Source organism: Cupriavidus sp. a3, assembly GCF_051015765.1.
In the GTDB taxonomy this organism is placed as follows: Bacteria; Pseudomonadota; Gammaproteobacteria; order Burkholderiales; family Burkholderiaceae; genus Cupriavidus; species Cupriavidus oxalaticus_A.
On the sequence record NZ_CP170643.1, the window covers coordinates 4,530,064 to 4,552,887 of the forward strand.

Below are 22,824 nucleotides of genomic sequence, written 5' to 3' on the forward strand. Positions count from 1 at the left end.
GACCCAGCCAGTACGCCACCCCGAATGCCAACCCGACTGTCATGCCCTTTTCCGCTGATTCCGTGACCTCCCTGCGCCAGCTCGCCGACGCCCTTGCCGCGCGCACCGTCTCCGCCGAGGAACTCGCGCGCGAGTACCTGTCCCGCATCGAGCAGGCCGCCGCGCTCAACGCCTTTATCCACGTCGACCCCGAGCGCACCCTGGCGCAGGCGCGCGCCGCCGACGAGCGCCGCGCGCGCGGCGAGGCCGCGCCGCTGACCGGCGTGCCGGTCGCGCACAAGGACGTGTTCGTCACCCGCGGCTGGCGCGCCACCGCCGGCTCGAAGATGCTGGGCAACTATGAAAGCCCGTTCGACGCCACCGTGGTCGAGCGCATGGCCGCCGCCGGCATGGTCACGCTGGGCAAGACCAACATGGACGAATTCGCGATGGGCTCGTCCAACGAGAACTCGCATTTCGGCCCGGTGCGCAACCCGTGGGACACCAGCCGCGTGCCCGGCGGCTCGTCGGGCGGCTCGGCCGCGGCCGTCGCCGCCGGCCTGGCGCCCGCCGCCACCGGCACCGACACCGGCGGCTCGATCCGCCAGCCGGCGTCGTTCTCGGGCATCACCGGCATCAAGCCGACCTACGGCCGCGTGTCGCGCTACGGCATGATCGCCTTCGCCTCGTCGCTGGACCAGGGCGGCCCGATGGCGCACTCCGCCGAGGATTGCGCGCTGCTGCTCAACGCCATGGCCGGCTTCGACCCCAAGGACTCGACCAGCATCCCGCCGGAGCAAGGCGGCGTGGACGAGGACTACACGCGCCTGCTGGGCCAGCCGCGCGCCGGCGCCAGCGCCGAGCGCCCGCTGGCGGGCCTGCGCATCGGCCTGCCGAAGGAATACTTCGGCAAGGGCCTGTCGGCCGACGTCGAACAGGCCGTGCGCGCCGCGCTGGCCGAGTATGAAAAGCTGGGCGCCACGCTGGTGGAGGTGTCGCTGCCCAAGACCGAGCTGTCGATCCCGGTGTACTACGTGATCGCGCCGGCGGAGGCTTCGTCGAACCTGTCGCGCTTCGACGGCGTGCGCTATGGCCACCGCGCCGCCGAGTACCGCGACTTGCTCGACATGTACAAGAAGAGCCGCGCCGAAGGCTTCGGCCCGGAGGTCAAGCGCCGCATCCTGGTGGGCACCTATGTGCTCTCGCACGGCTACTACGACGCCTACTACCTGCAGGCGCAGAAGATCCGCCGCATCATCGCCGACGACTTCCAGCGCGCCTTCGCCCAGTGCGACGTGATCATGGGCCCGGTGGCGCCGACGGTGGCGTGGAAGCTGGGCGAGAAGACCTCGGACCCGGTGCAGATGTACCTGGCCGATATCTTCACGCTCTCGACCAGCCTGGCCGGCCTGCCCGGCATGAGCGTGCCGTGCGGCTTCGGCGATGGCAACATGCCCGTGGGCTTGCAGCTGATCGGCAACTACTTCGACGAGGCGCGCCTGCTGCAGGCCGCGCACGCGTTCCAGCAGGCGACCGACTGGCACCTGCGCCGCCCCGCCAAGGCCTGACCATGAACCCGACCTTCCTCCGGCTGCTCGCCGCCCTGGTATTCGCCACGCTGGTGGCGGGCTGTATCCAGCTGCCGATCATCGGCAAGCCCACGCCCATCGCCAGCCGCGACATCGACCTGGCCGGCGACTGCCGCCGCACCGAGGAAGACGGCTTCCGCGAGGACGCCCAGCTGCGCGTTTCCGACAACACCGTGCAGCAGCTATCGTGGAAGCTGTGGGTGGGCCGGCGCGGCTCGTGCACCTTCAACCTGGCCGACTTCCGCCAGGTCCAGAGAAAGCCGCATATCGAGCTGCGCGCCAACGACGGCAGCGGCTGCAAGCTGATGGTCTGGCAGGACCCGCGCCGCGTCACGCTGGCGCATGCCAACTGCCAGCAGCGCTGCACGCCCGGCATCTATGAACAGGCCTGGCCCGTGATGTTCGAGCCCGGCAGCGGCGGCTGCGCCGCCACGCGCTGATAACCGCAGATACCGCAACCGACATGCCGCGCATGCCCGCCTTCCGGCCCCACCCTGCCAGCGCCAGCCGCGCCGCGCGCCGCGCTGCGGCGGTGATGGCGCTCGGCCTGGTTGCGTGGTCGGGCGGCGCCGCGGCGCATGCACCCGACCTGCCGCCGCCGGCGCTGGTACAGCCGCCGCTGCTGTCGCCGGCCGGCGCGCTGGCGCCGGGCACGGTGACGCGCCAGGGAGCCGGGCCGGCGACGGCAGCCACCAGCGCGGCGCCGGTGCCCGCGCAGCGCGTGCTGCTGCGCGGCGATGCCGCCACGCCGGCGCTGACCGCCTACTGGTTCGTGCCGCGCGAAGGCGCCACGCCGCGCGCATTGCCGGTAGTGGTGGCGCTGCATGGCTGCGGCGGCCTGCTGTCCCCGCGTGACCCCATGGCCACCAGCGACGGCGCCGACGCCTCGGCGCTGCTGCAGCAACGCTACCGCGAATACGCCCAGTGGCTGACCGCGCGCGGCTACGCCGTGCTGATGCCCGACAGCTTCAGCGCCCGCGGCAAACCGCACGGCATCTGCACCGAGCCGATCGACAACCGCGGCATCGACGACCGCACGCGCCGCGCCGATGCGCTGGCCGCATTGCGCTGGCTGGGCAGCCAGCCGGGCGTCGACCCCGCGCGCATCGTGCTGCTGGGCTGGTCCAACGGCGCGCAGGCGGTGCTGGCCACCGTCGACGCCAGCCGCCCGTGGCCGGCCGGCACGCCGCAGGTGGAACGCGCCGTCGCGTTCTATCCCGGCTGCAAGCGCGCGGTGCGCCAGCACGATTACCGGCTGCGCACCCCCATGCTGCTGATGATCGGCGGCGCCGACGACTGGACGCCCGCGACGCGCTGCGCCATGCTGCAGTCCGCCGTGCTGGCGCGCCAGCCCAACGCGCGCTTCCGGCTCGAGATCTACCCCGGCGCCCATCACGGCTTTGACGGCACCAGCGAGCTGCACGTCCGCCACGACGTGCCCGCTGCCGGCAACGGCGGCGGCGTGCGCAAGGCGCGCGCGGTGACCGTCGGCGGCGACGCGGTGGCGCGCGCCGCGGCGCTCGCGCAACTCGATTCCTGGCTCGCCAGCCCCGACCCCTGAGGCGCACCGAGGGCCCGCAGCCAGACAGACCCAACCCGGGGCGGCCCGCCGCCCCGCCGTAACAGACAGAACGAAAGAACCGAACAGGAATACCGCCATGCAATGGGAAGTGGTGATCGGCCTCGAAACGCACGCGCAGCTTTCGACGGCCTCCAAGATTTTTTCTGGCACGTCCACCGCCTTCGGGGCCGAGGCCAACACGCAGGCCTCGCCGGTGGACCTGGCGCTGCCCGGCGTGCTGCCGGTGCTCAACAAGGGCGCGGTCGAGCGCGCGATCCAGTTCGGCCTGGCGATCGGCGCTACCATCGCGCCGCGCAGCATCTTCGCGCGCAAGAATTACTTCTACCCCGACCTGCCCAAGGGCTACCAGATCAGCCAGTATGAGATCCCGGTGGTCCAGGGCGGCACCATCACCATCCAGGTCGAAGGCAAGAAGGGCGAGTTCTACGAGAAAACCGTCAACCTGACGCGCGCGCACCTGGAAGAAGACGCGGGCAAGTCGCTGCACGAGGACTTCGCCGGCATGACCGGCATCGACCTGAACCGCGCAGGCACGCCGCTGCTCGAGATCGTCACCGAGCCCGACATGCGCAGCGCCGCCGAAGCGGTGGCCTACGCCAAGGCACTGCACTCGCTGGTGGTGTGGCTGGGCATCTGCGACGGCAATATGCAGGAGGGCAGCTTCCGTTGCGACGCCAACGTGTCGGTGCGCCCGGTCGGCCAGAAGGAATTCGGCACGCGCCGCGAGATCAAGAACCTGAACTCGTTCCGCTTCCTGCAGCAGGCCATCGAATACGAAGTGCAGTGGCAGATCGCAGAAATCGAGGACGGCCGCAAGATCCAGCAGGCCACCGTGCTGTTCGATCCGGACACCGGCGAGACCCGCGCGATGCGCACCAAGGAAGACGCGCACGACTACCGCTACTTCCCTGACCCGGACCTGATGCCGCTGGAGATCGAACCGGCCTGGATCGAGCGCGTGCGCAATGCGCTGCCGGAGCTGCCGGCCGCGATGCAGGCGCGCTTTGTGTCGCAATACGGCTTGTCGGCGTATGACGCGACCACGCTGACCGCGACCAAGGCATTTGCCGCCTACTACGAGGCCGTGGTCGCCGATGCCGGCGCCGCCAACGCCAAGCCCGCCGCCAACTGGCTGATGGGCGACGTGGCCTCGCAACTGAACCGCGAAGGCATCGCCATCGACGACGCACCGGTCAAGCCGGCGCAGCTGGCCAGGCTGCTGGCGCGCATCGCCGACGGCACGGTCTCGAACAACACCGCCAAGAAGGACGTGTTCCCGGCCATGTGGGCTGGCGAGCACGACGGCGATGCCGACGCCATCATCGCCGCCAAGGGCCTGAAGCAGATGTCGGACAGCGGCGAGCTGGAGAAGATCATCGACGACGTGCTGGCGGCCAACGCCAAGTCGGTCGAGGAATTCCGCTCGGGCAAGGAAAAGGCGTTCAATGCGCTGGTCGGCCAGGCGATGAAGGCGACCAAGGGCAAGGCCAATCCGGCGCAGGTGAACGAGCTGCTGAGGAAGAAGCTGGGCTGATCCAGGCCTGCCAGCTGTTTGCTACCTCTCCCGCGATGCGGGAGAGGACTACATCCCCGCCCTCCCCTTCACCGTCTCCTCCAGCAGCGACCTCAGCTTCGCCAGCGCACCCGGATCCCCGCGTGCCGCTGAGCGCGCATACCAGATCTTCGCCTGCTCGATATCGCGGTCGACCACGCCAGGCTCGCCGTGCTCATAGAAGCTGCCGACGATGTACTGCGCCCCGCCATCTCCCGCACTCGCCGCGCGCCGGTACCACGCAAACGCCTGCGCATAGTCGCGCGGCACGCCGCGACCGGTGAAGTAGTTCGTTGCCAGCTCCATCTGCGCCTGCACGTGCCCGCCTTGCGCCGCGCGCTCATACCAGCGGTTCGCCTCTTCGAGCGATTTCGGCACCAGCTGGCCGCGCTCGTACAGATCGCCCCAGGTGTATTGCGCATGCGTCATGCCGTTGTCGGCCGCCCTGCGCAGCCACACCAGGGCCTCTTGCGGCCGCGCAGCGGTGCCCTCGCCACGCAGCAGCATCATCGCGTAGTTGAATTGCGCCAGGCGGTTGCCCTGGCGCGCGGCGCTGGAGAAGCCCTGCAAGGCCTCGTCGAAGCGGCCCGACTCATAGGCAGCAACGGCGTCGCGGGTCTGCGTCTGTGCGGGGGCGGGCGGCTGGGGTGCGGCGGCGGCGGGCGGCAGGCACAGCCATGCACAGCAGAGGATGCCGGCCAGCACGGCGGCATGCGGGGAACGGGCTTTCGACATGGCGGACTCCGGGCGCGGCGCCTTCTTTGCTCCAGTGTAGGAGTCAGCGGGGGCACCCGGTAGGCGGGCCAGTTTATCGATGCGAATAATCAATCATATGAAAAATAATGATCCGTCATTCTTAGCATCAATAAATTAGCGATCGGATCATATCCATCCCGCGCGGTGGAGCCGCCGCCACAGCAGTCCGCACGCCACCGCCGTCACGCCGATCACTGCCGGATAGGCGTAGTGGAGAGTCAGCTCCGGCATGAAATCGAAGTTCATCCCGTACAGGCTGAACACCACCGTCGGGAGCGCCAGGATCGCGCCCCAGCCGGCAAGCCGCTTGACCACCTCGTTCTGGCCCACCGTCACCAGTGCCAGGTTGACCTGCACCGCGGTGGTCAGCATTTCGCGGATCACGTCCAGCGTGCGCACCAGCCGGCTGGCGTGGTCCTCGATGTCCCGGAAGTAGGCGCGCAGTTCCTTCGGCACCAGCTCCTCGTGCAGGCGAATCAGCTGGCTGCACATGTCTTCCACCGGGCTGACCGCATTGCGCAGGCGCAGCACCTGGCGCTTGACCCGGTACAGATTCTCGATCGCCCCGCGGTCGAACTCGTCGCGGAAGATGCCCTGCTCCAGGTCCTCCAGCGTGTCTTCCAGCCGCGTGACGATCGGCAGGTAGTGATCGACCACGAAGTCCATCAGCGCGTACAGCACGTAGCCGGGTCCGTTCGCCAGGCCTTGCGGGTCGCTTTCGCAGCGCTCGCGCACCGGGGTGTAGGCGCTGCTCGCACCATGGCGCACCGAGACCACGTAGTTGGGACCGACGAACAAATGCGTCTCGCCGACCACCACTTCGTCCTCGGCCAGCTGCGCCGTGTTGAGCACGACGAACACCGAATCGCCATAGGCCTCCAGCTTGGGCCGCTGGTGCGCATCGAGCGCATCTTCCACCGCCAGGTCGTGCAGGCCGAAGGCGAGCTGCACCTTGCGCAGCAGCGTCAGGTCTGGCTCATGCAGCCCGAGCCAGACAAAGGTGCCGGGCACGCCCAGCACCGTGGGGATCTCTTCCATGCCGACCGTGCCGAGCCGCTGGCCCTGCCGGTAGGCCACGCAATTGACGATGGCGCCCATGGGAACTCCGCTGTCCAATGGCGCAATCGTAACAAGGCTTTGCAAATTGCTACGGCGGCGAGAGCCGGCCCTGCGTGTCGCCGGTCACTCGGCGCCGGCGGTGCGAGCCGCGTGCTGCACAACGCGCGGGCAGATGGAACGCACAGGGCACCTATTGCGGCTCGATCTCATGGATCGCGCCAATTGTTACAGTTCGCGTGTAAGACAACGTTAGAATGTGGCATTTCCACGGTCACCCGGCTATGTCCCAGAAGAAATCGCCACGCTTCGAGCTGCGCAGTGGCAACGTCGATGCCCTCCTTCTCGCCCTCCAGACCGCCGACATGGCTGCGCTGCGGGATGACCTCCTCTCCCGGTTCGAAGCCACTCCCGATTTCTTCTCCAATGACGTGATCGCGCTGGACCTGCGCGCGCTCGAGGACGATAGCGAAGTCGCGCTCGGCACGGTGATCGAGACCCTGGCCACGCTCAAGGCACGCGCCATCGGCGTGGTGGCCCGCGCCGGCCAGCGCGAATGGGCCGAGCGCTTCGGTCTGCCGCTGCTCGACAGCCAGAGCCGCCGCGGCAGCGGGGCCGGCGCCGATCGTGCCGCCGAGGCCAAGGCCGCCGCCGAGGCGGAACAGGCCGCTGCTCAGGCCGCCGCGCAAGCCGCGGCCGAGCAGGCCGCGCGCGAAGACGCCGTCCGCGCCGCCGCGCAGGCCACCACCGACGCCGCGGTCGCCGCCGCGGTGCGCCAGCACCAGACCCTGCTGATCGACAAGCCGCTGCGCTCGGGCCAGCAGGTCTACGCGCACGGCGACGTGGTGATCCTCGACGTGGTCAGCTATGGGGCCGAGGTCATTGCCGAAGGCAACATCCATATCTATGCCCCGCTGCGCGGCCGCGCGCTGGCGGGCGTCAAGGGCAACACCGGTGCGCGCATCTTCAGCACGTGCATGGAGCCCGAACTCATTTCCATTGCCGGCATCTACCGTACCGCGGAGCAGACGCTCCCGGCCGACGTGCTCGGCAAGACGGCCCAGGTACGCCTGGCCGAAGAAAAACTGATCCTCGAGGCGCTGCGGCTCAAGTAACCGCACCGGCATCGGGGACCCCAATCAAGCAGCGCAAGCTTCAACCTAATTACTGGACCAAAGAGCCATGGCAAAAATCATCGTTGTGACCTCCGGCAAGGGAGGCGTCGGCAAGACCACCACCAGCGCCAGCTTTGCCGCCGGCCTGGCCCTGCGTGGCCACAAGACTGCCGTGATCGACTTCGACGTCGGCCTGCGCAACCTCGACCTGATCATGGGTTGCGAGCGCCGCGTGGTGTACGACCTGATCAACGTGGTGCAGGGCGAAGCCAACCTGCGCCAGGCGCTGATCAAGGACAAGAAGTGCGAAAACCTGTTCATCCTGCCGGCCTCGCAGACGCGCGACAAGGACGCGCTGACCAAGGAAGGCGTGGAGAAGGTCATCAACGGCCTGATCGAGATGGACTTCGAGTACATCGTGTGCGATTCGCCCGCGGGCATCGAGTCGGGCGCGCTGATGGCGATGTACTTTGCCGATGAGGCACTGATCGTCACCAACCCCGAAGTGTCCTCGGTGCGCGATTCGGACCGCATCCTCGGCATCCTGTCGTCCAAGACCAAGCGCGCCAGCGAAGGCGGCGATCCGATCAAGGAACACCTGCTGATCACCCGCTACAACCCCAAGCGCGTGCACGGCGGCGAGATGCTGTCGCTGACCGACATCCAGGAAATCCTGCGCATCAAGCTGATCGGCGTGGTGCCGGAATCGGAAGCCGTCCTGCACGCATCGAACCAGGGCACGCCCGCCATCCACCTGGAAGGCAGCGACGTAGCCGACGCCTATGGCGACGTGGTGGACCGCTTCCTCGGCAAGGACAAGCCGATGCGCTTCACCGACTACCAGAAGCCGGGGCTGTTCTCCCGCATCTTCGGCAACAAATAAACGGTCCGGAGGCTCATCCCAATGTCGATCCTTTCCTTCCTGCTGGGGGAGAAGAAAAAGTCCGCGTCGGTCGCCAAGGAGCGGCTGCAGATCATTCTCGCCCACGAGCGCACCGGCCATTCCGCCCCCGCCGACTACCTGCCCGCGTTGCAGCGCGAGCTGGTGGCGGTGATTTCCAAGTACGTCAAGATCAGCGACCAGGACCTGCGCGTCAGCCTCGAGCGCCAGGACAACCTCGAGGTGCTCGAAGTCAAGATCGAGATCCCGCAAGGCTGATCCCGGTCGCCATAGCCCGGTCCCCATCCGTCCCGCTACAGGCCAGGGCGCAGTGTCTGCGTCCTGGCCTGTAGTCTTTTGCGCTCCGCCATCAGTTCACCAGCCCAGTGCCCAAGCGGCCTGGGGCATTGCGCGTCGCACCAAAACTGGAATTTGTAGCGGCGAGACAACGAATTCGCACCAAAATCCTGCTTGAAAGCCGGGCTTGGCGGACATTTGTGTCCTTACTGCTTACGTTTTGTTAAATTTTCGCCGGCGTTTACACGAAACGTAGACCTTCTCCCTGCCGTGATCCGGCAGAGAACAGTACAAGACAGAAAAGGAGCACCATGAAGAAATCGGCCATCGTCCTCGCAGCCGGCAGCCTGTTGGCAGGTTCGGCATTCGCCCAGTCGTCCGTCACCCTGTACGGTATCGTTGACCAGAGCATCCGCTTCCAGACGAACTCGAGCGCCAACAACGACAACTCGTGGGAACTGACCAACGGCGCAGTGACCAACAGCCGCTGGGGTATCAAGGGCAGCGAAGCGCTGGGCAACAACCTGAAGGCGATCTTCCAGCTGGAAAACGGCTTCGATCCGGACACCGGCCGTGCCAACCAGGGTGGCCGCCTGTTCGGCCGTCAAGCCTATGTGGGCCTGTCGGGCGACTTCGGCACGATCAAGCTGGGCCGCCAGTACACCGAAGGCTTTAATTTCTTCGGCGACTTCGATCCGCTGACCATCGGCAACTACACCAACAACGCCTGGCCGTTCTTCCTGACCAACTTCCGTAACGACAACGTCGTCAGCTACGGCGGCAAGTTCGGCGGCCTGGACGTTGGCGCCAGCTACGGCTTCGGCGAGCAGCCGGGCAGCATGAGCCAGAACCAGTACTGGGGCACGCGTGCCGCTTACACCTACGGTCCGTTCGCCGTCGGCGGCGTGTACCAGGAAGTGCGCAACACCACCGGCCAGAAGCAGCAAATGTGGGGCGCTGCCGGTAAGTACTCGATCGGCCCGGCAAAGATCTTCCTGGGCTACATCGGCGGCCAGGACCGCACCGGTTCGGTCGACGCTTCGCTGAACTTCACCGGCGGCGCGACGAACAACCCGGTCCCGGCTGGCGGCAACTTCGCGGCTAACCCGCGCAAGGACACCATCGGCTACATCGGCATGACCTACCAGGCCACCCCGGCCCTGGCCCTGACCGGCGTGTTCTACGGCGACTACGTCGAGAACGTCAACGGCGTGAGCGACAACAACGGCCGCCGCTACACCGGCGTGCTGCTGGCCGAGTACTCGCTGTCGAAGCGCACCCAGGTCTATGGCACCGTGGACTTCAACAAGGTCTCGGGCGGCACCATCACCGAAATGCCGGGCCGCAACAACCAGACCGGCGCTGCCGTCGGTATCCGCCACATCTTCTGATCGTTACCCCATCAGCAGTCCCTGGCGAAAGGCACCTTCGGGTGCCTTTTTTTCATTGGCGTGCGCTGCCCTCGTGCCTGCCCTCATGCTTCCCTCACGCGGCGGCGCGCTCGATCCGTTCCAGCCGGTAGCCATGCGTGTAGACGGGCGTCAGCCGCAGCGCCTGCGACGCCTGCAGGCCGAGCTTGCTGCGCACGCGCGACACATGGGTATCGATGGTGCGCGACAGCGAAGAGATCTCGCGCCCCCAGACCGCGGCGGTGATGTGGTCGCGCGTGACGATGCGGCCCTCGTTGCGGAACAGCAGCACGGCGAGGTCGAACTCCTTGGGCGTCAGGCAGATGGGATGCCCGTTGCAGGTGGCCGTGCGCATGGCGCAGTCGAAGGCGTATTCGCCCAGCCGCAGCGGGGCGTGCGGCGACTGCACCGGGGGATAGGCGCGCCGCAGCAGGCATTCCACACGGGCCGACAGTTCGGCGGGACGCACCGGCTTGACCATGTAGTCGTCGGCGCCCGCGGCGAGCGCGCTGATGATGTCCTGCTCGGCATCGCGCCCGCTGAGGAACATCACCGGCACGCGCCGGTCGAGATGCGTGCGCACCCACGCCAGCACCTCGCGCCCGGACAGGTCCGGCATCGACCAGTCGAGCAGCAGCAGGTCGAAGCACGCATTACGCAGCGCCAGCAGCAGCTTGCGACTTTCGGTGAAGGTCACGCACTCATGCCCGCCGCCGGCGATGATCCGGCGGATCAGTGCCGCATCGGCGGGCGCGTCCTCTAGCGATGCAATCTTCTTTCCCATGTGTGGTCTCCGGCGACGTTCGCCCGCAGCGCACAGTCGCTGCAGTCGTAGCGCGTCATTTAAGACCGCGTGCCCCGCCGGACGAATAGGAAAGACCTCAATTCGGGCTTTCAACAATCTTTTACTTCTTGCCTCAGCCAGGCGCCCATAACATGGCTTCGCCATTGCCGGCGGCATTGCGCCGGCAGGAGGAGCCACGACCGTGAAGATTGCCTCGCTGCAGGCCGATCCGACCCTCGCCATCCGCATCGAACAGGCCCTGCGCCTTGACGGCCACCAGTGCCGGCGCTACCTCAGCGGCCGCACGCTGCTGGGCGCGCTGCACGCCGAGCCGTTCGACCTGCTGATCCTCGATTGCGAAACGCCGGGAATCCCGGCGCTGGATGTGCTGGCGTGGGTGCGGCGCTCGCTGGGCCATGAGCTGCCGGTGATGCTGACCGGCGGCTCGAATGAAGAGGACTTTGTCGCGGCCTGCTTTGCGCAGGGCGCCGACAGCTACCTGCCGGGGCCGCCGCGGCTGGGCGAGCTGGCCGCGCGCGTGCAGGCGCTGCTGCGGCGCGCGCGGCCGTCCACGCAAGCCTGCGAGGTGGCGCATGGCGCGTTCCGCTTTGCCCCTTCCGAGCGGCGTGCCTGGGTGCATGGCAGGCCGGTGCCGCTGGCGCCGAAGGAATTCGACCTGGCCGTGCTGCTGTTCCGCAATCTCGGCTGCGTGGTGCCGCGCCAGACCATGGTCGACCAGGTCTGGCGGTATCACATCGAGCCGACCTCGCGCACGGTGGACAGCCACCTGTCGCGCGTGCGCACCAAGCTGTCGCTGTGGCCGCACAACGGTGTGCGGCTGTCTGCGGTCTATGGGCTGGGGTGCCGGCTCGATACCGCCTGAGCCGGCATTCGCCAGGTCAGTCCCCCTTGATGCCGGCTTCCCTGACGATGCGTGCGTTCTCCGCGTACTCCTCGCGGATCGACCTGGCGAACTGCGCCGGGGTGCCGCCGGTGGGCACTTCGCCGCCCTTGAGCAGGCGCTCGTGGACGTCCGGTTCGGCCAGTGCCTTGTTCAGCTCGGCATTCAGGCGCTCGATGATCGCCGCGGGGGTCTTGCCCGGCGCGAACACGCCGAAGGTCGAAGTCAGGTTGGCCTTGGGATAGCCAAGCTCGGCCAGCGTGGGCACCTGCGGCAGGCTCTCCAGCCGCTTTGGCGCGCCGACCGCCAGTGCGCGCAGGCGGCCGGCCTGCATATGCTGGGTCAGTGCCGGGCTGGCGTTGGTGCTCATCACCTCGAACTGGCCGCCAAGCGCATCGTTCATCTGCTGGCCGGCGCCCTTGTAAGGGATCAGCGTGATGTCGGCCTTCGACTTCTGCCTGATCTGCTCCAGCACCACATGGCCGACCGTGCCCAGCCCCGAGGTCGCCCAGCGCACCGAACCCGGCTTGGCGCGGGCCTGGCCGACCACGTCGGCGAAGCCCTTGCCGCTGAAGCCGTTGGTGGCGATCACCAGCACCGGCGAGTACATCACGCTCATCACCGGCGCCACGTCCTTCTGCGGGTCGTAGTTGACGTGGCCGACATGCGGGTTCAGCGTCAGCGGGCTGGTCGAGGCGAAGCCGAGCGTGTAGCCGTCCGGCGCGGCCTTGGCGACGGCGTCGATGCCGATGCTGCCGCCGGCGCCGGCCTTGTTCTCGACCACCACCGAGGTGCCCATCTGCGCCGACAGGCGCTCGCCGAGCGCGCGCGCCACGGTGTCGCTGATGCCGCCGGTGGGATAGGCGACGATCAGGCGGATCGGGCGGCTGGGGTAATTGTCTGCGGCAGCGGAGGCGGCGACGGGGAGTGCGGCGGCCAGCAGGCCGGCGGCAACGGTGGCTGCCAGCAAGGTCGGGCGGAACGGGAAGGCCATGGTGTCGGGAATACGGGGAAGACGGGGAGAGAATCTGGAGCGCGTCTTCACCGGGCAGAACTGCCGGCCGGCGCGCGACAGCCGCTATCTTAGCCGATCGGTTGCGCGCTCAACGGTGCCTAGCGCACCAGCGGGCGTTCCGGCACCCAGGAGACAAAGAGCTCGTTGGCGCGGTCATAGAGGCGCCAGACCGTGCCGCAGTCGCGGCAGGCAAAGGTCAGCATGCTGAACGGCACGCCCGCGGCACTCTGGCTCACCAGCGGCGCGGTATTGCGCAGCGCCAGGCAGGCAGGCGGCTCGCGCCGGCGTGGGTCGGCGGCCAGTTCCAGGCAGCGCTCGCAGGCCGGCGTGACAGGCGCGGAGGTGACTGGAGAAGGCGGGGCGAGCGGGGGCATGGTGGGCACGGCGGACTTCATGCCCGCCATGATGCCGCAAAACGCAGGCCGGCAGCAGTCCGCGGCCGCTGCGGCGATGCCCATGCACTCAGTTTGCCGCGCGCTGCCCCAGCCAGACACTCGCCAGCACCAGCAACGCCCCCACCGCCTGCACCGCGGTCAGCGCCTGCCCCAGCACCACGAAGCCAAGCACGGTGGCGCTGACCGGGCTCAGCAGGCCCAGCGCCGACACCGCCGACGACGGCATGCGCCCCACCCCGCGAAACCACAGCGCATAGGTCACGCCCGCGCCGATGATGCTCAGCCAGGCGTAGCCCAGCCAGTTGGCCAGCGTGAAATGCCCGGGCAGCGGCTCCAGCGCCAGCGCGAACGGCAGCAGGAACAGGCCGCCCGCACACAGCTGCCATGCGGTCAGCACCAGCGGCGACAGCGGCGGCTGCCAGCGCCGCGTCAGCACGGTGCCCACCGCCATCGATGCCGCACCCGCGGCCGCCGCGGCCACGCCAATGGCATCGAGCCGTGCCGCCGGCCCCAGCACCAGCAGCGCCACCCCCAGCAGCCCGCCCACGCCTGCGAGCCAGGCCGCGGTGCGCGGGCGCGCGCCCAGCCAGGCCCAGGCCAGCGCCACCACGATCAGCGGCTGGATCGCCCCGACCGTGGCGGCCACGCCGCCGGGCAACCGGTACGCCGCGATAAACAGCATCGCCTGGAAGAAGCCGATATTGAGCACGCCCAGCACCGCCGCCCGCCACCACCAGCTGCCCTTGGGCAGGGTGCGGCCCCAGGCCAGCATCAGCAGCCCGGCCGGCAGCGCGCGGATCACGCCGGACAGCAGCGGCTGGCCCGGCGGCAGCCACTGGCTGGTGACGAGGTAGGTGCTGCCCCAGATCGCCGGGGCCAGGCCGGTGAGGAGGATGTCCCGCAGCGGCAGCCGGCCGGTTGCGGGGGACGCTGAAGCCGCGGAAATTGCCCCGGCAGAAGCGGATACAGCAGCGGACGCAGCAGCGTTGGCCGGACCATTCGTCTTCATATCAAGTTTCTTGATATCAATATAAACCCACTTTACGAAGCAGATCGTTTGATGTCAAGATACTTACGTTCCTGCCTGAATGTACCAATGCCAGCCCGCCGCAAACCCCAGCCCGCAATCCCGGACGACACGCCAGACCACGTCGACACCATCCTCGCGCAGTGGGCGCGAGAACGCCCTGACCTGGATGCTTCGCCGATGGGCCTGATCGGCCGCGTGGCCCGGCTCAACCGTCATACCGGCAAGTCGATCGAGTCCGCGCTGGCGGAAACGGCGCTGCAGCCGTGGGAATTCGATGTGCTGGCGACCCTGCGGCGCTCCGGCCCGCCGTTTGCGCTGTCGCCGGGCGCGCTGATCGGTTCGCTGATGATCACGTCCGGCACCATGACCAACCGGCTCGACCACCTGGAGCGCGCGGGCCTGGTGCAACGCCGCCCCAACCCGGACGACCGGCGCGGCCTGCTGGTGGAACTGACCGACGCCGGGCGCGAGCGCATCGATCATGCTGTGGCAGTGCACGTCGAGAACGAGCACCGCCTGGTGGCGGCGCTCAGCGCCACGGAACGGGCCCAGCTGGCCACGCTGCTGCGGCGCTGGCTGCGCCAGTTCGAACCGCCTCCTGGCGGCGACGAGACCAGCGACGCCTGAGCCCTGACTGACCCGGCCCCGGAAAGCCGGCCGAGTGTCAGCCGTGCGCGCGCTCGCGCAGGTCCGGCAGGAACACCGTCAGCAGCCCCAGCAGCGGCAGGTAGGCACAGTACTCATAGACCGCGCCGATGCCGTGCGTATCCGCCATCCCACCCAGCACCGCAGCGCCGATGCCGCCCATGCCGAAGGCAAAGCCGAAGAACAGCCCCGACACCATGCCGACCTTGCCGGGGATCAGCTCCTGCGCGAACACCAGGATCGCCGAGAACGCCGACGCCAGGATAAAGCCGATGATGAAGGTCAGTACCGTGGTCCAGAACAGGCCCGCGTGCGGCAGCAGCAGCGTGAACGGCGCCACGCCCAGGATCGACGCCCAGATCACGCGCTTGCGCCCGATGCGGTCGCCGATCGGCCCGCCCAGGATGGTGCCCGCCGCCACCGCGAACAGGAACAGGAACAGGTGCAACTGGGCGTTCTGCTGCGCCAACCCGAAGCGCTCCATCAGGTAGAAGGTGTAGTACGAGGTCAGGCTGGCCATGTAGAAATACTTGGAGAACACCAGCACCATCAGCACCAGCATCGCCCGCATCACCACGCGCGTCGGCACCGGGCTGGCCGCGGCGCCCGCGGCCTTGCGCTTGCGCGCGCCCTGCGCCAGCTGGCGCGCGTACCACCCGCCGATGCGCCACAGCACCACGATGCCCACCAGCGCCGCCAGCGAGAACCACGCCAGGCTCGCCTGCTGGTGCACGATCAGCGCCGCCAGCAGCGGCCCCATGGCGCTGCCGCCGTTGCCGCCGACCTGGAAGATCGATTGCGCCAGCCCGTGCTGGCCACCCGACGCCATGCGCGCCACGCGCGACGACTCGGGATGGAAGATCGACGAGCCGGTGCCGACCAGCGCCGCCGCCACCAGCAGCACGCCGTAGGTCGGCGCCACCGACAGCAGCAGCAGGCCGCCCAGCGTAAAGGCCATCGCGATCGCCAGCGAATGCGGCTTGGGATGCTTGTCGGTGTACAGGCCCACCACCGGCTGCAGCAGCGACGCGGTGACCTGGTACGTCATGGTCAGCAATCCGATCTGCGTGAAGCTCAGGTTGAAGCCGCCCTTGAGCATCGGATAGATCGCCAGGATCAACGACTGGATCATGTCGTTGAGGAAGTGGGCGAAGCTGATCGCCGACAGCACGCGGAAGCCGGTGCGTTCGGCCTGCGCCGGCGTGGTGGAGATGCTGGAAGCTGAGGCGCCGGACGGCGCGGAGTCGATGGTTGTGCTCATTGGCGGCTCTCGACAAACGGAAAGCGGTCAGCGGGGGCGCTGGCCAGGACTGTGAGTCGGGATGCTAGCTGGCACGCACGCGCCTGTCCTGCGAGAATGGGGCCGCAACCTTGGAGAAAAGGACATGCCGCGCGCGCCCCGTGCCTCCGACGACACCGCCCCGCCGGGTTCCGCAACCGGGCGGGCCCGCGATCTGCGCGGCTTGCCGGTGCCGCCAGCCGCCACGCCGGACGACACCTACAGCAGTCCCCCGCGCTACGTCCGCTACGACCGCAGCCCGATGCCGGTTGCCGCCATGGCCGCCGACTACCTGCCCGGTGAAATGACCAAGCGGCACCAGCACCCGCACGCGCAGCTGATCCACGCGGTGCACGGTGTGATGGTGGTAGCCACCGAGGAAGGCCAGTGGATCGTGCCGCCCACGCGCGGCATGTGGATGCCGGGCGGCACCATGCACTGGATCCGCATGGTCGGCCACGTGCAGATGCGCACCGCTTATATCCGCCCGGATGCCGCGCCGGGCCTGCCGCAGCGCTGCACCGTGCTCGGCATCTCACCGCTGCTGCGCGAGCTGATCCTGGCCGCGATCGACATCCCCCTGCCCTATGAACCGGATACGCGCGATGCGCGCCTGATGCGGCTGCTGCTCGATGAAGTCCTGCTGGTGCCATCGCTGCCGCTGCACCTGCCGCGCCCGGCTGACGCAGGCCTGCGCCAGATCTGCGACGCGATCGTGCAAACGCCCGACATCGCGCTGACCCTGGCGGACTGGGGCGAAAAGCTGGGCGTGGATCCCAAGACCATCCAGCGCCGCTTTGCGCGCGAGACCGGCATGACCTTCGGGCAATGGCGCCAGCAGGCGCGGCTGCTGGCGGGGCTGGAAAAGCTGGCTGCGGGCAGCAAGGTGGTCGACGTGGCGCTGGACCTCGGCTACGACAGCCCGAGCGCGTTCGCGACGATGTTCAGGCGGCAGTTCGGCGTACCGCCTAGCGTGTTCTTCCGGTAAGAAACCGACCACTGGTGCCCGTCGTGAGGGCTCCCCTCGCCCGCGAAGTGGGAGAGAGGAGAAAACCCGTGCCCCGCTCAACGCCCCAGATACCGCTCCACCAACCTCGTCCAGTACGCCGCGCCCACCGTCAGGTTCTCGTCGTTGAAGTCGTACCCCGCGTTATGCAGCAGTGGCTGGCTGGCCCCATTGCCCAGCCGCACGAAGCAACCCGGACGCTGCTGCAGGTAATACGCAAAGTCCTCGCTGCCCGTGATGCGCGCAGCCTGCGGCACCACCTTGTCGGCGCCAACCAGTTCCTCGGCCACCTGCCGCGCGAACTCGGTCTCGCGCTCGCTGTTCACCAGCACCGGATAGCCGCGCACGTAGTCGACTTCCGCCACGGCGCCATAGCCCTCGGCCTGCGAGAGCGCCAGCTGGCGGATGCGGTTTTCCAGCGACGCGCGCACATCGGGGCTGAAGGACCGAACGCTGATTTCCATGCGCGCGCTGTCCGGGATCACATTGGGTGCGTGGCCGGCGTGCAGCGTGCCGATGCTCACCACCGCGGCCTCGTTCGGATCCACGAAGCGCGACACCACCGACTGCAGCGCCATCACCAGGCTGCCGGCCACCAGGATCGGATCGACCGACTGGTGCGGGCGCGCCGCGTGGCCGCCCTTGCCGCGGATGGTGATGGTGACCGTGTCGCACGCCGCCATGAACGGGCCCGCGCGGAACAGGAAGTTGCCCTGCTCCACGCCCGGATGGTTGTGCAGGCCGAAGATCGCGTCGCACGGGAAGCGCTCGAACAGGCCATCAGCCAGCATGCGCTCGGCGCCGCCGCCCGCGCCGATTTCCTCGGCCGGCTGGAAGATCAGGTGCACGGTGCCGTCGAAGTTGCGCGTACGCGCCAGCTGCCGTGCCGCACCGAGCAGGATCGCGGTGTGGCCGTCGTGGCCGCAGGCATGCATGCGGCCCTGATTGACGCTCGCGTAAGGCAGCCCCGTGCGCTCGTGGATCGGCAGCGCGTCCATGTCGGCGCGGATGCCGATGCTGCGCGTGCCCTCGCCGCTTTGCAGCGTCCCGACCACGCCGGTCCCGCCCACGCCACGCGTGACCGTGAAGCCCCACGCTTCCAGCAGGCTGGCGATCAGGCCGGACGTGCGGACCTCGTCAAAGGCAAGCTCGGGATTCTGGTGGATGTTGCGCCGGATCGCCTCGAGTTCGGCGCGGCTGTCCAGGGTGTCGGCCAGCCCGCAGTAGCGGCGCTTGAGTGTGGTACCGAGGTAGGACTCGATCTCGGGGGCGTGCTCTGACATGACGTTTGCTCTCTGGCGAAACCTGTATAACCAGTATTTCACGCAGAAAACGCAAGCGAAATGCCAAGTGTGCGATTTCGGGTAAATCGAGGCGATCCGGGCGTTTTCGTCACCGGAACCGTTGCGCGCACGGCACGCTTTGTATGGAAACCCAACGCTTTGTGTGAAAGCGTTTCGACGGGGAACCATTGAAGCTGGCGCTCTTTACCTGCGTTGCAGCATCGCGCAACGCGCGCGGCGGCGTCACCTTGCCAGGTAACGCCGCGCCCTGCCCGGCTTGCGCCGGGAGGGTGATCAGCGCTCGCCGTAGGCGACCACGCGCTGGCTCTGCACGCCGAGCCCTTCCACGCCCAGGCGCATGGTGTCACCCGCCTTCAGGAAGCGCGGCGGCTTGAAGCCCATGCCCACGCCCGGCGGCGTGCCGGTCGCGATCAGGTCGCCTGGCAGCAGCGTCATGAAGCGGCTGACATAGCTGACCACCGTGGCCACGTCGAAGACCATGGTCGCGGTGCTGCCCCGCTGCACGCGCTCGCCGTTGACCTCCAGCCACAGGCCCAGCGCCTGCGGATCGGCCACTTCATCGCGCGTCACCAGCCACGGTCCGGCCGGGCAGAAGGTGTCGCAGCCCTTGCCCTTGTCCCAGGTGCCGCCACGCTCGATCTGGAACTCGCGCTCGGACACGTCGTTGACCACGCAGTAGCCGGCCACGTGGTTCAGCGCCTCTTCGCGCGAGACATTGCGCGCGACGGTGCCGATCACCACGCCGAGCTCGACCTCCCAGTCGGACTTCTCCGAGCCGAACGGCAGCATCACATCGTCGTCCGGGCCGTTGAGCGAGCTGTTGGCCTTCAGGAACACGATCGGCTCCGCCGGCAGCGGCATGCCAGCCTCGGCGGCGTGATCGGCATAGTTCAGGCCAATCGCCACGATCTTGCCGATACCCGTCCAGGGCACGCCAAAGCGCGCGCCCTCGAGCACGGGCAGCGCTGCCACGTCCACCTGCGCCAGCCGCGCCAGCGCCGCGGGCGCCAGCTCGCCCGGGCCGATCTCGCCCACCACGCCGCTCAGGTCGCGCACGCGGCCGTCTGCATCGATCACGCCAGGGCGCTCGGCGCCGGGATTGCCTACTCGAACCAGTTTCATCGTCGTTGCTTTCGTCAGGGATTGGATTAGGGATGATTCATGCGGACTGCTTCAGGCCGGGGGCGCGCGCACCGGCTTCGCCCAGCGAAGCCGCCACCACGGCGAGTACCTCGGTCGCGGTGTTCTCCGAATGCCGGCGCAGCACCTGCGCCAGGCGCGGCCTGCCGGGCTCGCGCAGCGCGGCCATGATTTCTTCATGTTCCTCATGCGACTCCTGCCAGCGCAGGATGTCGGCATTGGCGGCGCCGCGCGCGCGGTGGACCTTGCTCATCAGCGTGGCGTAGACGCCGGCCAGCACCGGGTTGGCGGCGCCGTCGATGATGAGCTGGTGGATTTCCTGGTTGATGCGGAAATAGTCGGTGCGCCGCCCCGCGGCATGCGCGTCGATCATGGCCTGGTGGCGCCGCTCCAGCTTCGCCATGGCGGCGTCGCCCAGCCGCCGCGCCGCCAGTTCGCCGGCCAGCGCCTCGAGCCCGTGCAGGGTCTCGAAGGTGGCGCGCAACTCCCCCAGGTCCAGCGGCGCCACGCGGTAGCCGATGTATTGCCGGTGCAGCACCAGTCCCTCGGAGACCAGCACCTTGAGCGCCTCGCGCAGCGGCGTCTTGGAGACGTCGAAGGTCTCGCAGAAGGCGCGCTCGTCGATGCGGGCGCCGGGCGGCAACTCGCCCTCTTCGATCATGGTGCGCAGCCGGGCAGCGATGCCGGCGGACATGCCGAGCGTGCGCAGGCGCGTGGTAGGGGAAAGCGTTTGTGTCACAGACGTCACCAGAATGGGGAAATGCACCACGAGAAGGCTATCACATACCAAAATTGTGCATTCGCAACATCGTAAAATCAATAACTTACAAGCGTTGTAATTACAGATTACGTATCCTATACTCCGGCCTGTTGCGCGACACCCATTAAAACTGCCCACCCAAAGGACCGAGACAAGGAGACGCCGCCATGCAAACGACAAGCCAGGCGACGGTGTTGACGGAGGCCAAGACCTCCGTGCGCTGGAAGATTTTTTTGATGATGCTGTTTCTCATCGCGATCAACTACATCGATCGCGCCTCGCTTTCGGTGGCCATGCCGCTGATCGCGAAGGAGTTCGACCTCAGTCCCACCATGCAGGGCCTGATCCTCAGTTCGTTCTTCTGGACCTACGCGCTGATGCAGGTGCCGGGCGGCATGCTGGCCGACAAGTACAAGCCGCGCATCGTGATCGCCTGCGCCACCGTGTTCTGGGGACTGGCCCAGACCATCGCGGCGTTCACCACCAATGCCATGTCGCTGATGCTGACGCGGCTCGGCCTTGGCGCCGCCGAAGCGCCGATCTACCCGGCCGGCGGCAAGCTCAACGCCATCTGGATGACGCAGAACGAACGCGGCCGCGGCGCCACGCTGCTTGACGGCGGCGCACCGCTGGGCGCGGCCCTGGGCGCGATCATCATCACGTGGCTGATCGCCTCGCTGGGCTCGTGGCGGCTGGCCTTTATCGTGGCCGGCGTGGGCACCGTGCTGGCCGGCTTCATGGCCTGGTATTACGTGCGCAATTCCCCGCGCGAGCACCGCGGCGTGAACGAGATGGAAGCGCGCTATATCGAAGAAGCGCAGGCCAGCGAGCACCGCGCCGAGCCGGCCAACCTGTCGGGCCGCTCCATGGATTTCTTCAAGTACCGCTCGGTGTGGTGCATGGCCGCTGGCTGGATGTGCTTCAACACCGTGTTCTACGGCCTGCTGACCTGGATGCCCAACTACCTGAACAAGGTGCACGGCTTCGACATCAAGCAGATGGGCGGCGCCAGCTTCATCATCTTCTTCAGCGGCTTTATCGGCGAACTGGTCGGCGGCTGGATCGCCGACAAGTGGAAAGAGGCGGGCGGCCGTCCCAACGTGGTGATGCGCACGCTGTTCGGCATCGCCGCGGTGGTGGCCACGGCCTCGATCTTCTCGGTGGCATATGTCAGCGACCCGATCATCGTGGTGGTGCTGCTGTCGTCCACGCTGTTCTTCCTGCGCTGGTGCGGCCTGTTCTGGTGCGTTCCGTCGATGCTCGGCACCCGCAACAAGGTCGGCTTCCTGGGCGGCGTGATGAACCTGGGCGGCAATATCGGCGGCATCACCGTGCCCATCATCGTCGGCATGATCGTGCAGTTCACCGGCTCGTACTTCCTGGCGCTGATGTTCTTCGCTGCTGCCGGCGTTGGCCTGCTGCTGGCCTCGACCGCCATCGACTACGAGACCAAGATTCCGGTCTGATCCGCGCGGATCGCTGCGATCACCAAATTCCAAGACAAGCAGGGGGCCGGCAACGTCCCAGCCCCCACGTTTACTCCTGAACACAACATGACCAAGCAAATCCGACTCGGCATGCTCACGCCGTCTTCCAACACGGCGCTCGAGCCCATCACCAGCGCGATGGTTGCCGGCCTGCCCAATGTCAGCGCGCACTTCTCGCGCTTCACCGTGACCGAGATCTCGCTGCGCGACCAGGCGCTGGGGCAGTTCAACCTCGACAAGATCCTGGCCGCCGCCAGCCTGCTGGCCGATGCGCGCGTCGACGTCATCGCCTGGAACGGCACCTCGTCCGGCTGGCTCGGCTTCGACAAGGATGAAGCGCTGTGCAGGCAGATCACCGAGGCGACCGGCATCCCGGCCACTACCTCGGTGCTGGCGCTCAACGAGATCCTGGAAAAGACCGGTGCGCGCAACTTCGGCCTGGCCACGCCGTACCTGGACGACGTGCAGCAGCGCATCATCGCCAACTACGAACGCAGCGGCTTTCACTGCGTGGCGGAAAGCCACCTCGACCTGCACGTGAACTACAGCTTTGCCGAAGTCGAAGCCGACACCATCCGCGAGATGGTGCGCGGCCTCGCGCAGCATGGGCCGCAGGCAATCACCACGTTCTGCACCAACCTGCGTGCGGCGCACCTGGCCGAGGAGCTTGAAGCCGAGACGGGGATCCCGCTGTACGACACCATTTCTACCGTGGTGTGGAAATCGCTGCGGCTGTGCGGCGTGGATACGCGCGAGCTGAAAGGGTGGGGCCGGCTGTTCCGCGAAGTGGAGTGATTGCCTGAGCCACGATGGCGCGATCCAGTCGCGCCATCGACGCACGCGGGCTGTGCAAATCTGCAATC

Annotated in this window: 23 protein-coding genes; 13 read left to right on the forward strand and 10 right to left on the reverse strand. The window is 67.8% G+C overall.

Annotation, left to right across the window (positions count from 1 at the left end):
- Positions 1–41: 41 nt before the first annotated feature.
- From gatA to gatB, 4 genes are all read left to right on the forward strand, one after another.
- A complete protein-coding gene (gene gatA, locus ACAD63_RS21635) occupies positions 42–1,547 on the forward strand; it encodes an Asp-tRNA(Asn)/Glu-tRNA(Gln) amidotransferase subunit GatA (protein WP_133094969.1) in 1,506 nt (501 codons plus the stop codon).
- A gap of 2 nt (positions 1,548–1,549) precedes the next feature.
- Positions 1,550–2,008 (forward strand): hypothetical protein, encoded by a 459-nt coding sequence (locus ACAD63_RS21640; RefSeq protein WP_135704110.1) that lies wholly within the window; start codon positions 1,550–1,552, stop codon positions 2,006–2,008.
- A gap of 32 nt (positions 2,009–2,040) precedes the next feature.
- Complete coding sequence (locus ACAD63_RS21645; protein ID WP_195427776.1) at positions 2,041–3,129, forward strand: dienelactone hydrolase family protein; 1,089 nt, start codon at positions 2,041–2,043, stop codon at positions 3,127–3,129.
- A 97-nt stretch (positions 3,130–3,226) separates the two neighbouring features.
- A complete protein-coding gene (gene gatB, locus ACAD63_RS21650; protein ID WP_133096689.1) occupies positions 3,227–4,684 on the forward strand; it encodes an Asp-tRNA(Asn)/Glu-tRNA(Gln) amidotransferase subunit GatB in 1,458 nt (485 codons plus the stop codon).
- Between the two features lie 48 nt (positions 4,685–4,732).
- On the opposite strand, the gene ACAD63_RS21655 is transcribed toward gatB, so the two are convergent.
- Together ACAD63_RS21655 and ACAD63_RS21660 are read right to left on the reverse strand one after the other, a co-directional pair.
- The gene (locus ACAD63_RS21655) at positions 4,733–5,437 is read right to left on the reverse strand and encodes a tetratricopeptide repeat protein (RefSeq protein ID WP_135704104.1); all 705 of its coding nucleotides are present in this window, start codon (positions 5,435–5,437) and stop codon (positions 4,733–4,735) included.
- A 147-nt stretch (positions 5,438–5,584) separates the two neighbouring features.
- Complete coding sequence (locus ACAD63_RS21660; protein WP_133096687.1) at positions 5,585–6,556, reverse strand: magnesium and cobalt transport protein CorA; 972 nt, start codon at positions 6,554–6,556, stop codon at positions 5,585–5,587.
- Between the two features lie 242 nt (positions 6,557–6,798).
- On the opposite strand from ACAD63_RS21660, the gene minC reads away from it, so the two are divergent.
- The 4 genes from minC to ACAD63_RS21680 all read left to right on the forward strand — a co-directional run bounded on the left by minC (position 6,799) and on the right by ACAD63_RS21680 (position 10,197).
- A complete protein-coding gene (gene minC, locus ACAD63_RS21665) occupies positions 6,799–7,629 on the forward strand; it encodes a septum site-determining protein MinC (RefSeq protein ID WP_434033242.1) in 831 nt (276 codons plus the stop codon).
- 67 nt (positions 7,630–7,696) lie between these two features.
- A complete protein-coding gene (minD, locus tag ACAD63_RS21670) occupies positions 7,697–8,512 on the forward strand; it encodes a septum site-determining protein MinD (protein ID WP_029047801.1) in 816 nt (271 codons plus the stop codon).
- 21 nt (positions 8,513–8,533) lie between these two features.
- On the forward strand, positions 8,534–8,788 hold the full coding sequence (gene minE / locus ACAD63_RS21675) for a cell division topological specificity factor MinE (protein ID WP_006164360.1): 255 nt from the start codon (positions 8,534–8,536) through the stop codon (positions 8,786–8,788).
- A gap of 329 nt (positions 8,789–9,117) precedes the next feature.
- Entirely contained in the window at positions 9,118–10,197 is a 1,080-nt protein-coding gene (locus ACAD63_RS21680) for a porin (protein ID WP_135704100.1), read from the forward strand.
- A 94-nt stretch (positions 10,198–10,291) separates the two neighbouring features.
- Here ACAD63_RS21680 and ACAD63_RS21685 read toward each other — a convergent pair whose 3' ends face one another.
- Positions 10,292–10,999, reverse strand: a complete 708-nt coding sequence (locus ACAD63_RS21685) for a response regulator transcription factor (protein ID WP_133096684.1) — start codon at positions 10,997–10,999, stop codon at positions 10,292–10,294.
- A 202-nt stretch (positions 11,000–11,201) separates the two neighbouring features.
- Between ACAD63_RS21685 and ACAD63_RS21690 the strand changes: the two genes are divergently transcribed.
- Positions 11,202–11,882, forward strand: a complete 681-nt coding sequence (locus ACAD63_RS21690) for a response regulator transcription factor (RefSeq protein WP_133096683.1) — start codon at positions 11,202–11,204, stop codon at positions 11,880–11,882.
- Between the two features lie 16 nt (positions 11,883–11,898).
- Here ACAD63_RS21690 and ACAD63_RS21695 read toward each other — a convergent pair whose 3' ends face one another.
- The 3 genes from ACAD63_RS21695 to ACAD63_RS21705 all read right to left on the reverse strand — a co-directional run bounded on the left by ACAD63_RS21695 (position 11,899) and on the right by ACAD63_RS21705 (position 14,319).
- Positions 11,899–12,894, reverse strand: a complete 996-nt coding sequence (locus tag ACAD63_RS21695) for a Bug family tripartite tricarboxylate transporter substrate binding protein (RefSeq protein WP_434033243.1) — start codon at positions 12,892–12,894, stop codon at positions 11,899–11,901.
- A 119-nt stretch (positions 12,895–13,013) separates the two neighbouring features.
- The gene (locus ACAD63_RS21700) at positions 13,014–13,319 is read right to left on the reverse strand and encodes a hypothetical protein (RefSeq protein ID WP_434034035.1); all 306 of its coding nucleotides are present in this window, start codon (positions 13,317–13,319) and stop codon (positions 13,014–13,016) included.
- A 58-nt stretch (positions 13,320–13,377) separates the two neighbouring features.
- Positions 13,378–14,319: an EamA family transporter gene (locus tag ACAD63_RS21705; RefSeq protein WP_434033244.1), complete on the reverse strand. Its 942-nt coding sequence runs from the start codon at positions 14,317–14,319 to the stop codon at positions 13,378–13,380.
- Between the two features lie 87 nt (positions 14,320–14,406).
- On the opposite strand from ACAD63_RS21705, the gene ACAD63_RS21710 reads away from it, so the two are divergent.
- Entirely contained in the window at positions 14,407–14,967 is a 561-nt protein-coding gene (locus ACAD63_RS21710) for a MarR family winged helix-turn-helix transcriptional regulator (protein ID WP_135704096.1), read from the forward strand.
- A 37-nt stretch (positions 14,968–15,004) separates the two neighbouring features.
- Here the strand turns inward: ACAD63_RS21710 and ACAD63_RS21715 are convergent, their stop codons facing one another.
- A complete protein-coding gene (locus tag ACAD63_RS21715; RefSeq protein ID WP_434033245.1) occupies positions 15,005–16,246 on the reverse strand; it encodes an MFS transporter in 1,242 nt (413 codons plus the stop codon).
- Between the two features lie 124 nt (positions 16,247–16,370).
- Between ACAD63_RS21715 and ACAD63_RS21720 the strand changes: the two genes are divergently transcribed.
- Complete coding sequence (locus tag ACAD63_RS21720) at positions 16,371–17,252, forward strand: AraC family transcriptional regulator (protein WP_434033246.1); 882 nt, start codon at positions 16,371–16,373, stop codon at positions 17,250–17,252.
- 77 nt (positions 17,253–17,329) lie between these two features.
- Here ACAD63_RS21720 and ACAD63_RS21725 read toward each other — a convergent pair whose 3' ends face one another.
- From ACAD63_RS21725 to ACAD63_RS21735, 3 genes are all read right to left on the reverse strand, one after another.
- On the reverse strand, positions 17,330–18,553 hold the full coding sequence (locus ACAD63_RS21725; RefSeq protein ID WP_195427754.1) for a M20 aminoacylase family protein: 1,224 nt from the start codon (positions 18,551–18,553) through the stop codon (positions 17,330–17,332).
- A gap of 294 nt (positions 18,554–18,847) precedes the next feature.
- A complete protein-coding gene (locus tag ACAD63_RS21730; RefSeq protein WP_135704089.1) occupies positions 18,848–19,696 on the reverse strand; it encodes a fumarylacetoacetate hydrolase family protein in 849 nt (282 codons plus the stop codon).
- A gap of 37 nt (positions 19,697–19,733) precedes the next feature.
- A complete protein-coding gene (locus ACAD63_RS21735) occupies positions 19,734–20,453 on the reverse strand; it encodes a GntR family transcriptional regulator (RefSeq protein ID WP_434033247.1) in 720 nt (239 codons plus the stop codon).
- A gap of 188 nt (positions 20,454–20,641) precedes the next feature.
- Between ACAD63_RS21735 and ACAD63_RS21740 the strand changes: the two genes are divergently transcribed.
- Both ACAD63_RS21740 and ACAD63_RS21745 read left to right on the forward strand, forming a co-directional pair.
- Entirely contained in the window at positions 20,642–21,940 is a 1,299-nt protein-coding gene (locus ACAD63_RS21740) for an MFS transporter (protein WP_133096676.1), read from the forward strand.
- Positions 21,941–22,027: 87 nt separating this feature from the next.
- On the forward strand, positions 22,028–22,756 hold the full coding sequence (locus ACAD63_RS21745; RefSeq protein WP_029047813.1) for a maleate cis-trans isomerase family protein: 729 nt from the start codon (positions 22,028–22,030) through the stop codon (positions 22,754–22,756).
- Positions 22,757–22,824 lie beyond the last annotated feature (68 nt).

What these genes read in the sequence shown, in the direction of transcription:
- ACAD63_RS21740 (WP_133096676.1), top strand. Translation starts at nt 20,642, where the DNA reads ATGCAAACGACAAGCCAGGCGACGGTGTTGACGGAGGCCAAGACCTCC.
- ACAD63_RS21660 (WP_133096687.1), bottom strand. Translation starts at nt 6,556, where the DNA reads ATGGGCGCCATCGTCAATTGCGTGGCCTACCGGCAGGGCCAGCGGCTC.
- minE (WP_006164360.1), top strand. Translation starts at nt 8,534, where the DNA reads ATGTCGATCCTTTCCTTCCTGCTGGGGGAGAAGAAAAAGTCCGCGTCG.
- ACAD63_RS21715 (WP_434033245.1), bottom strand. Translation starts at nt 16,246, where the DNA reads ATGAGCACAACCATCGACTCCGCGCCGTCCGGCGCCTCAGCTTCCAGC.
- ACAD63_RS21655 (WP_135704104.1), bottom strand. Translation starts at nt 5,437, where the DNA reads ATGTCGAAAGCCCGTTCCCCGCATGCCGCCGTGCTGGCCGGCATCCTC.
- ACAD63_RS21680 (WP_135704100.1), top strand. Translation starts at nt 9,118, where the DNA reads ATGAAGAAATCGGCCATCGTCCTCGCAGCCGGCAGCCTGTTGGCAGGT.
- minD (WP_029047801.1), top strand. Translation starts at nt 7,697, where the DNA reads ATGGCAAAAATCATCGTTGTGACCTCCGGCAAGGGAGGCGTCGGCAAG.
- ACAD63_RS21640 (WP_135704110.1), top strand. Translation starts at nt 1,550, where the DNA reads ATGAACCCGACCTTCCTCCGGCTGCTCGCCGCCCTGGTATTCGCCACG.
- ACAD63_RS21705 (WP_434033244.1), bottom strand. Translation starts at nt 14,319, where the DNA reads ATGAAGACGAATGGTCCGGCCAACGCTGCTGCGTCCGCTGCTGTATCC.
- gatA (WP_133094969.1), top strand. Translation starts at nt 42, where the DNA reads ATGCCCTTTTCCGCTGATTCCGTGACCTCCCTGCGCCAGCTCGCCGAC.
- minC (WP_434033242.1), top strand. Translation starts at nt 6,799, where the DNA reads ATGTCCCAGAAGAAATCGCCACGCTTCGAGCTGCGCAGTGGCAACGTC.
- ACAD63_RS21710 (WP_135704096.1), top strand. Translation starts at nt 14,407, where the DNA reads ATGCCAGCCCGCCGCAAACCCCAGCCCGCAATCCCGGACGACACGCCA.
- ACAD63_RS21720 (WP_434033246.1), top strand. Translation starts at nt 16,371, where the DNA reads ATGCCGCGCGCGCCCCGTGCCTCCGACGACACCGCCCCGCCGGGTTCC.
- gatB (WP_133096689.1), top strand. Translation starts at nt 3,227, where the DNA reads ATGCAATGGGAAGTGGTGATCGGCCTCGAAACGCACGCGCAGCTTTCG.
- ACAD63_RS21700 (WP_434034035.1), bottom strand. Translation starts at nt 13,319, where the DNA reads ATGGCGGGCATGAAGTCCGCCGTGCCCACCATGCCCCCGCTCGCCCCG.
- ACAD63_RS21685 (WP_133096684.1), bottom strand. Translation starts at nt 10,999, where the DNA reads ATGGGAAAGAAGATTGCATCGCTAGAGGACGCGCCCGCCGATGCGGCA.
- ACAD63_RS21645 (WP_195427776.1), top strand. Translation starts at nt 2,041, where the DNA reads ATGCCCGCCTTCCGGCCCCACCCTGCCAGCGCCAGCCGCGCCGCGCGC.
- ACAD63_RS21725 (WP_195427754.1), bottom strand. Translation starts at nt 18,553, where the DNA reads ATGTCAGAGCACGCCCCCGAGATCGAGTCCTACCTCGGTACCACACTC.
- ACAD63_RS21695 (WP_434033243.1), bottom strand. Translation starts at nt 12,894, where the DNA reads ATGGCCTTCCCGTTCCGCCCGACCTTGCTGGCAGCCACCGTTGCCGCC.
- ACAD63_RS21730 (WP_135704089.1), bottom strand. Translation starts at nt 19,696, where the DNA reads ATGAAACTGGTTCGAGTAGGCAATCCCGGCGCCGAGCGCCCTGGCGTG.
- ACAD63_RS21745 (WP_029047813.1), top strand. Translation starts at nt 22,028, where the DNA reads ATGACCAAGCAAATCCGACTCGGCATGCTCACGCCGTCTTCCAACACG.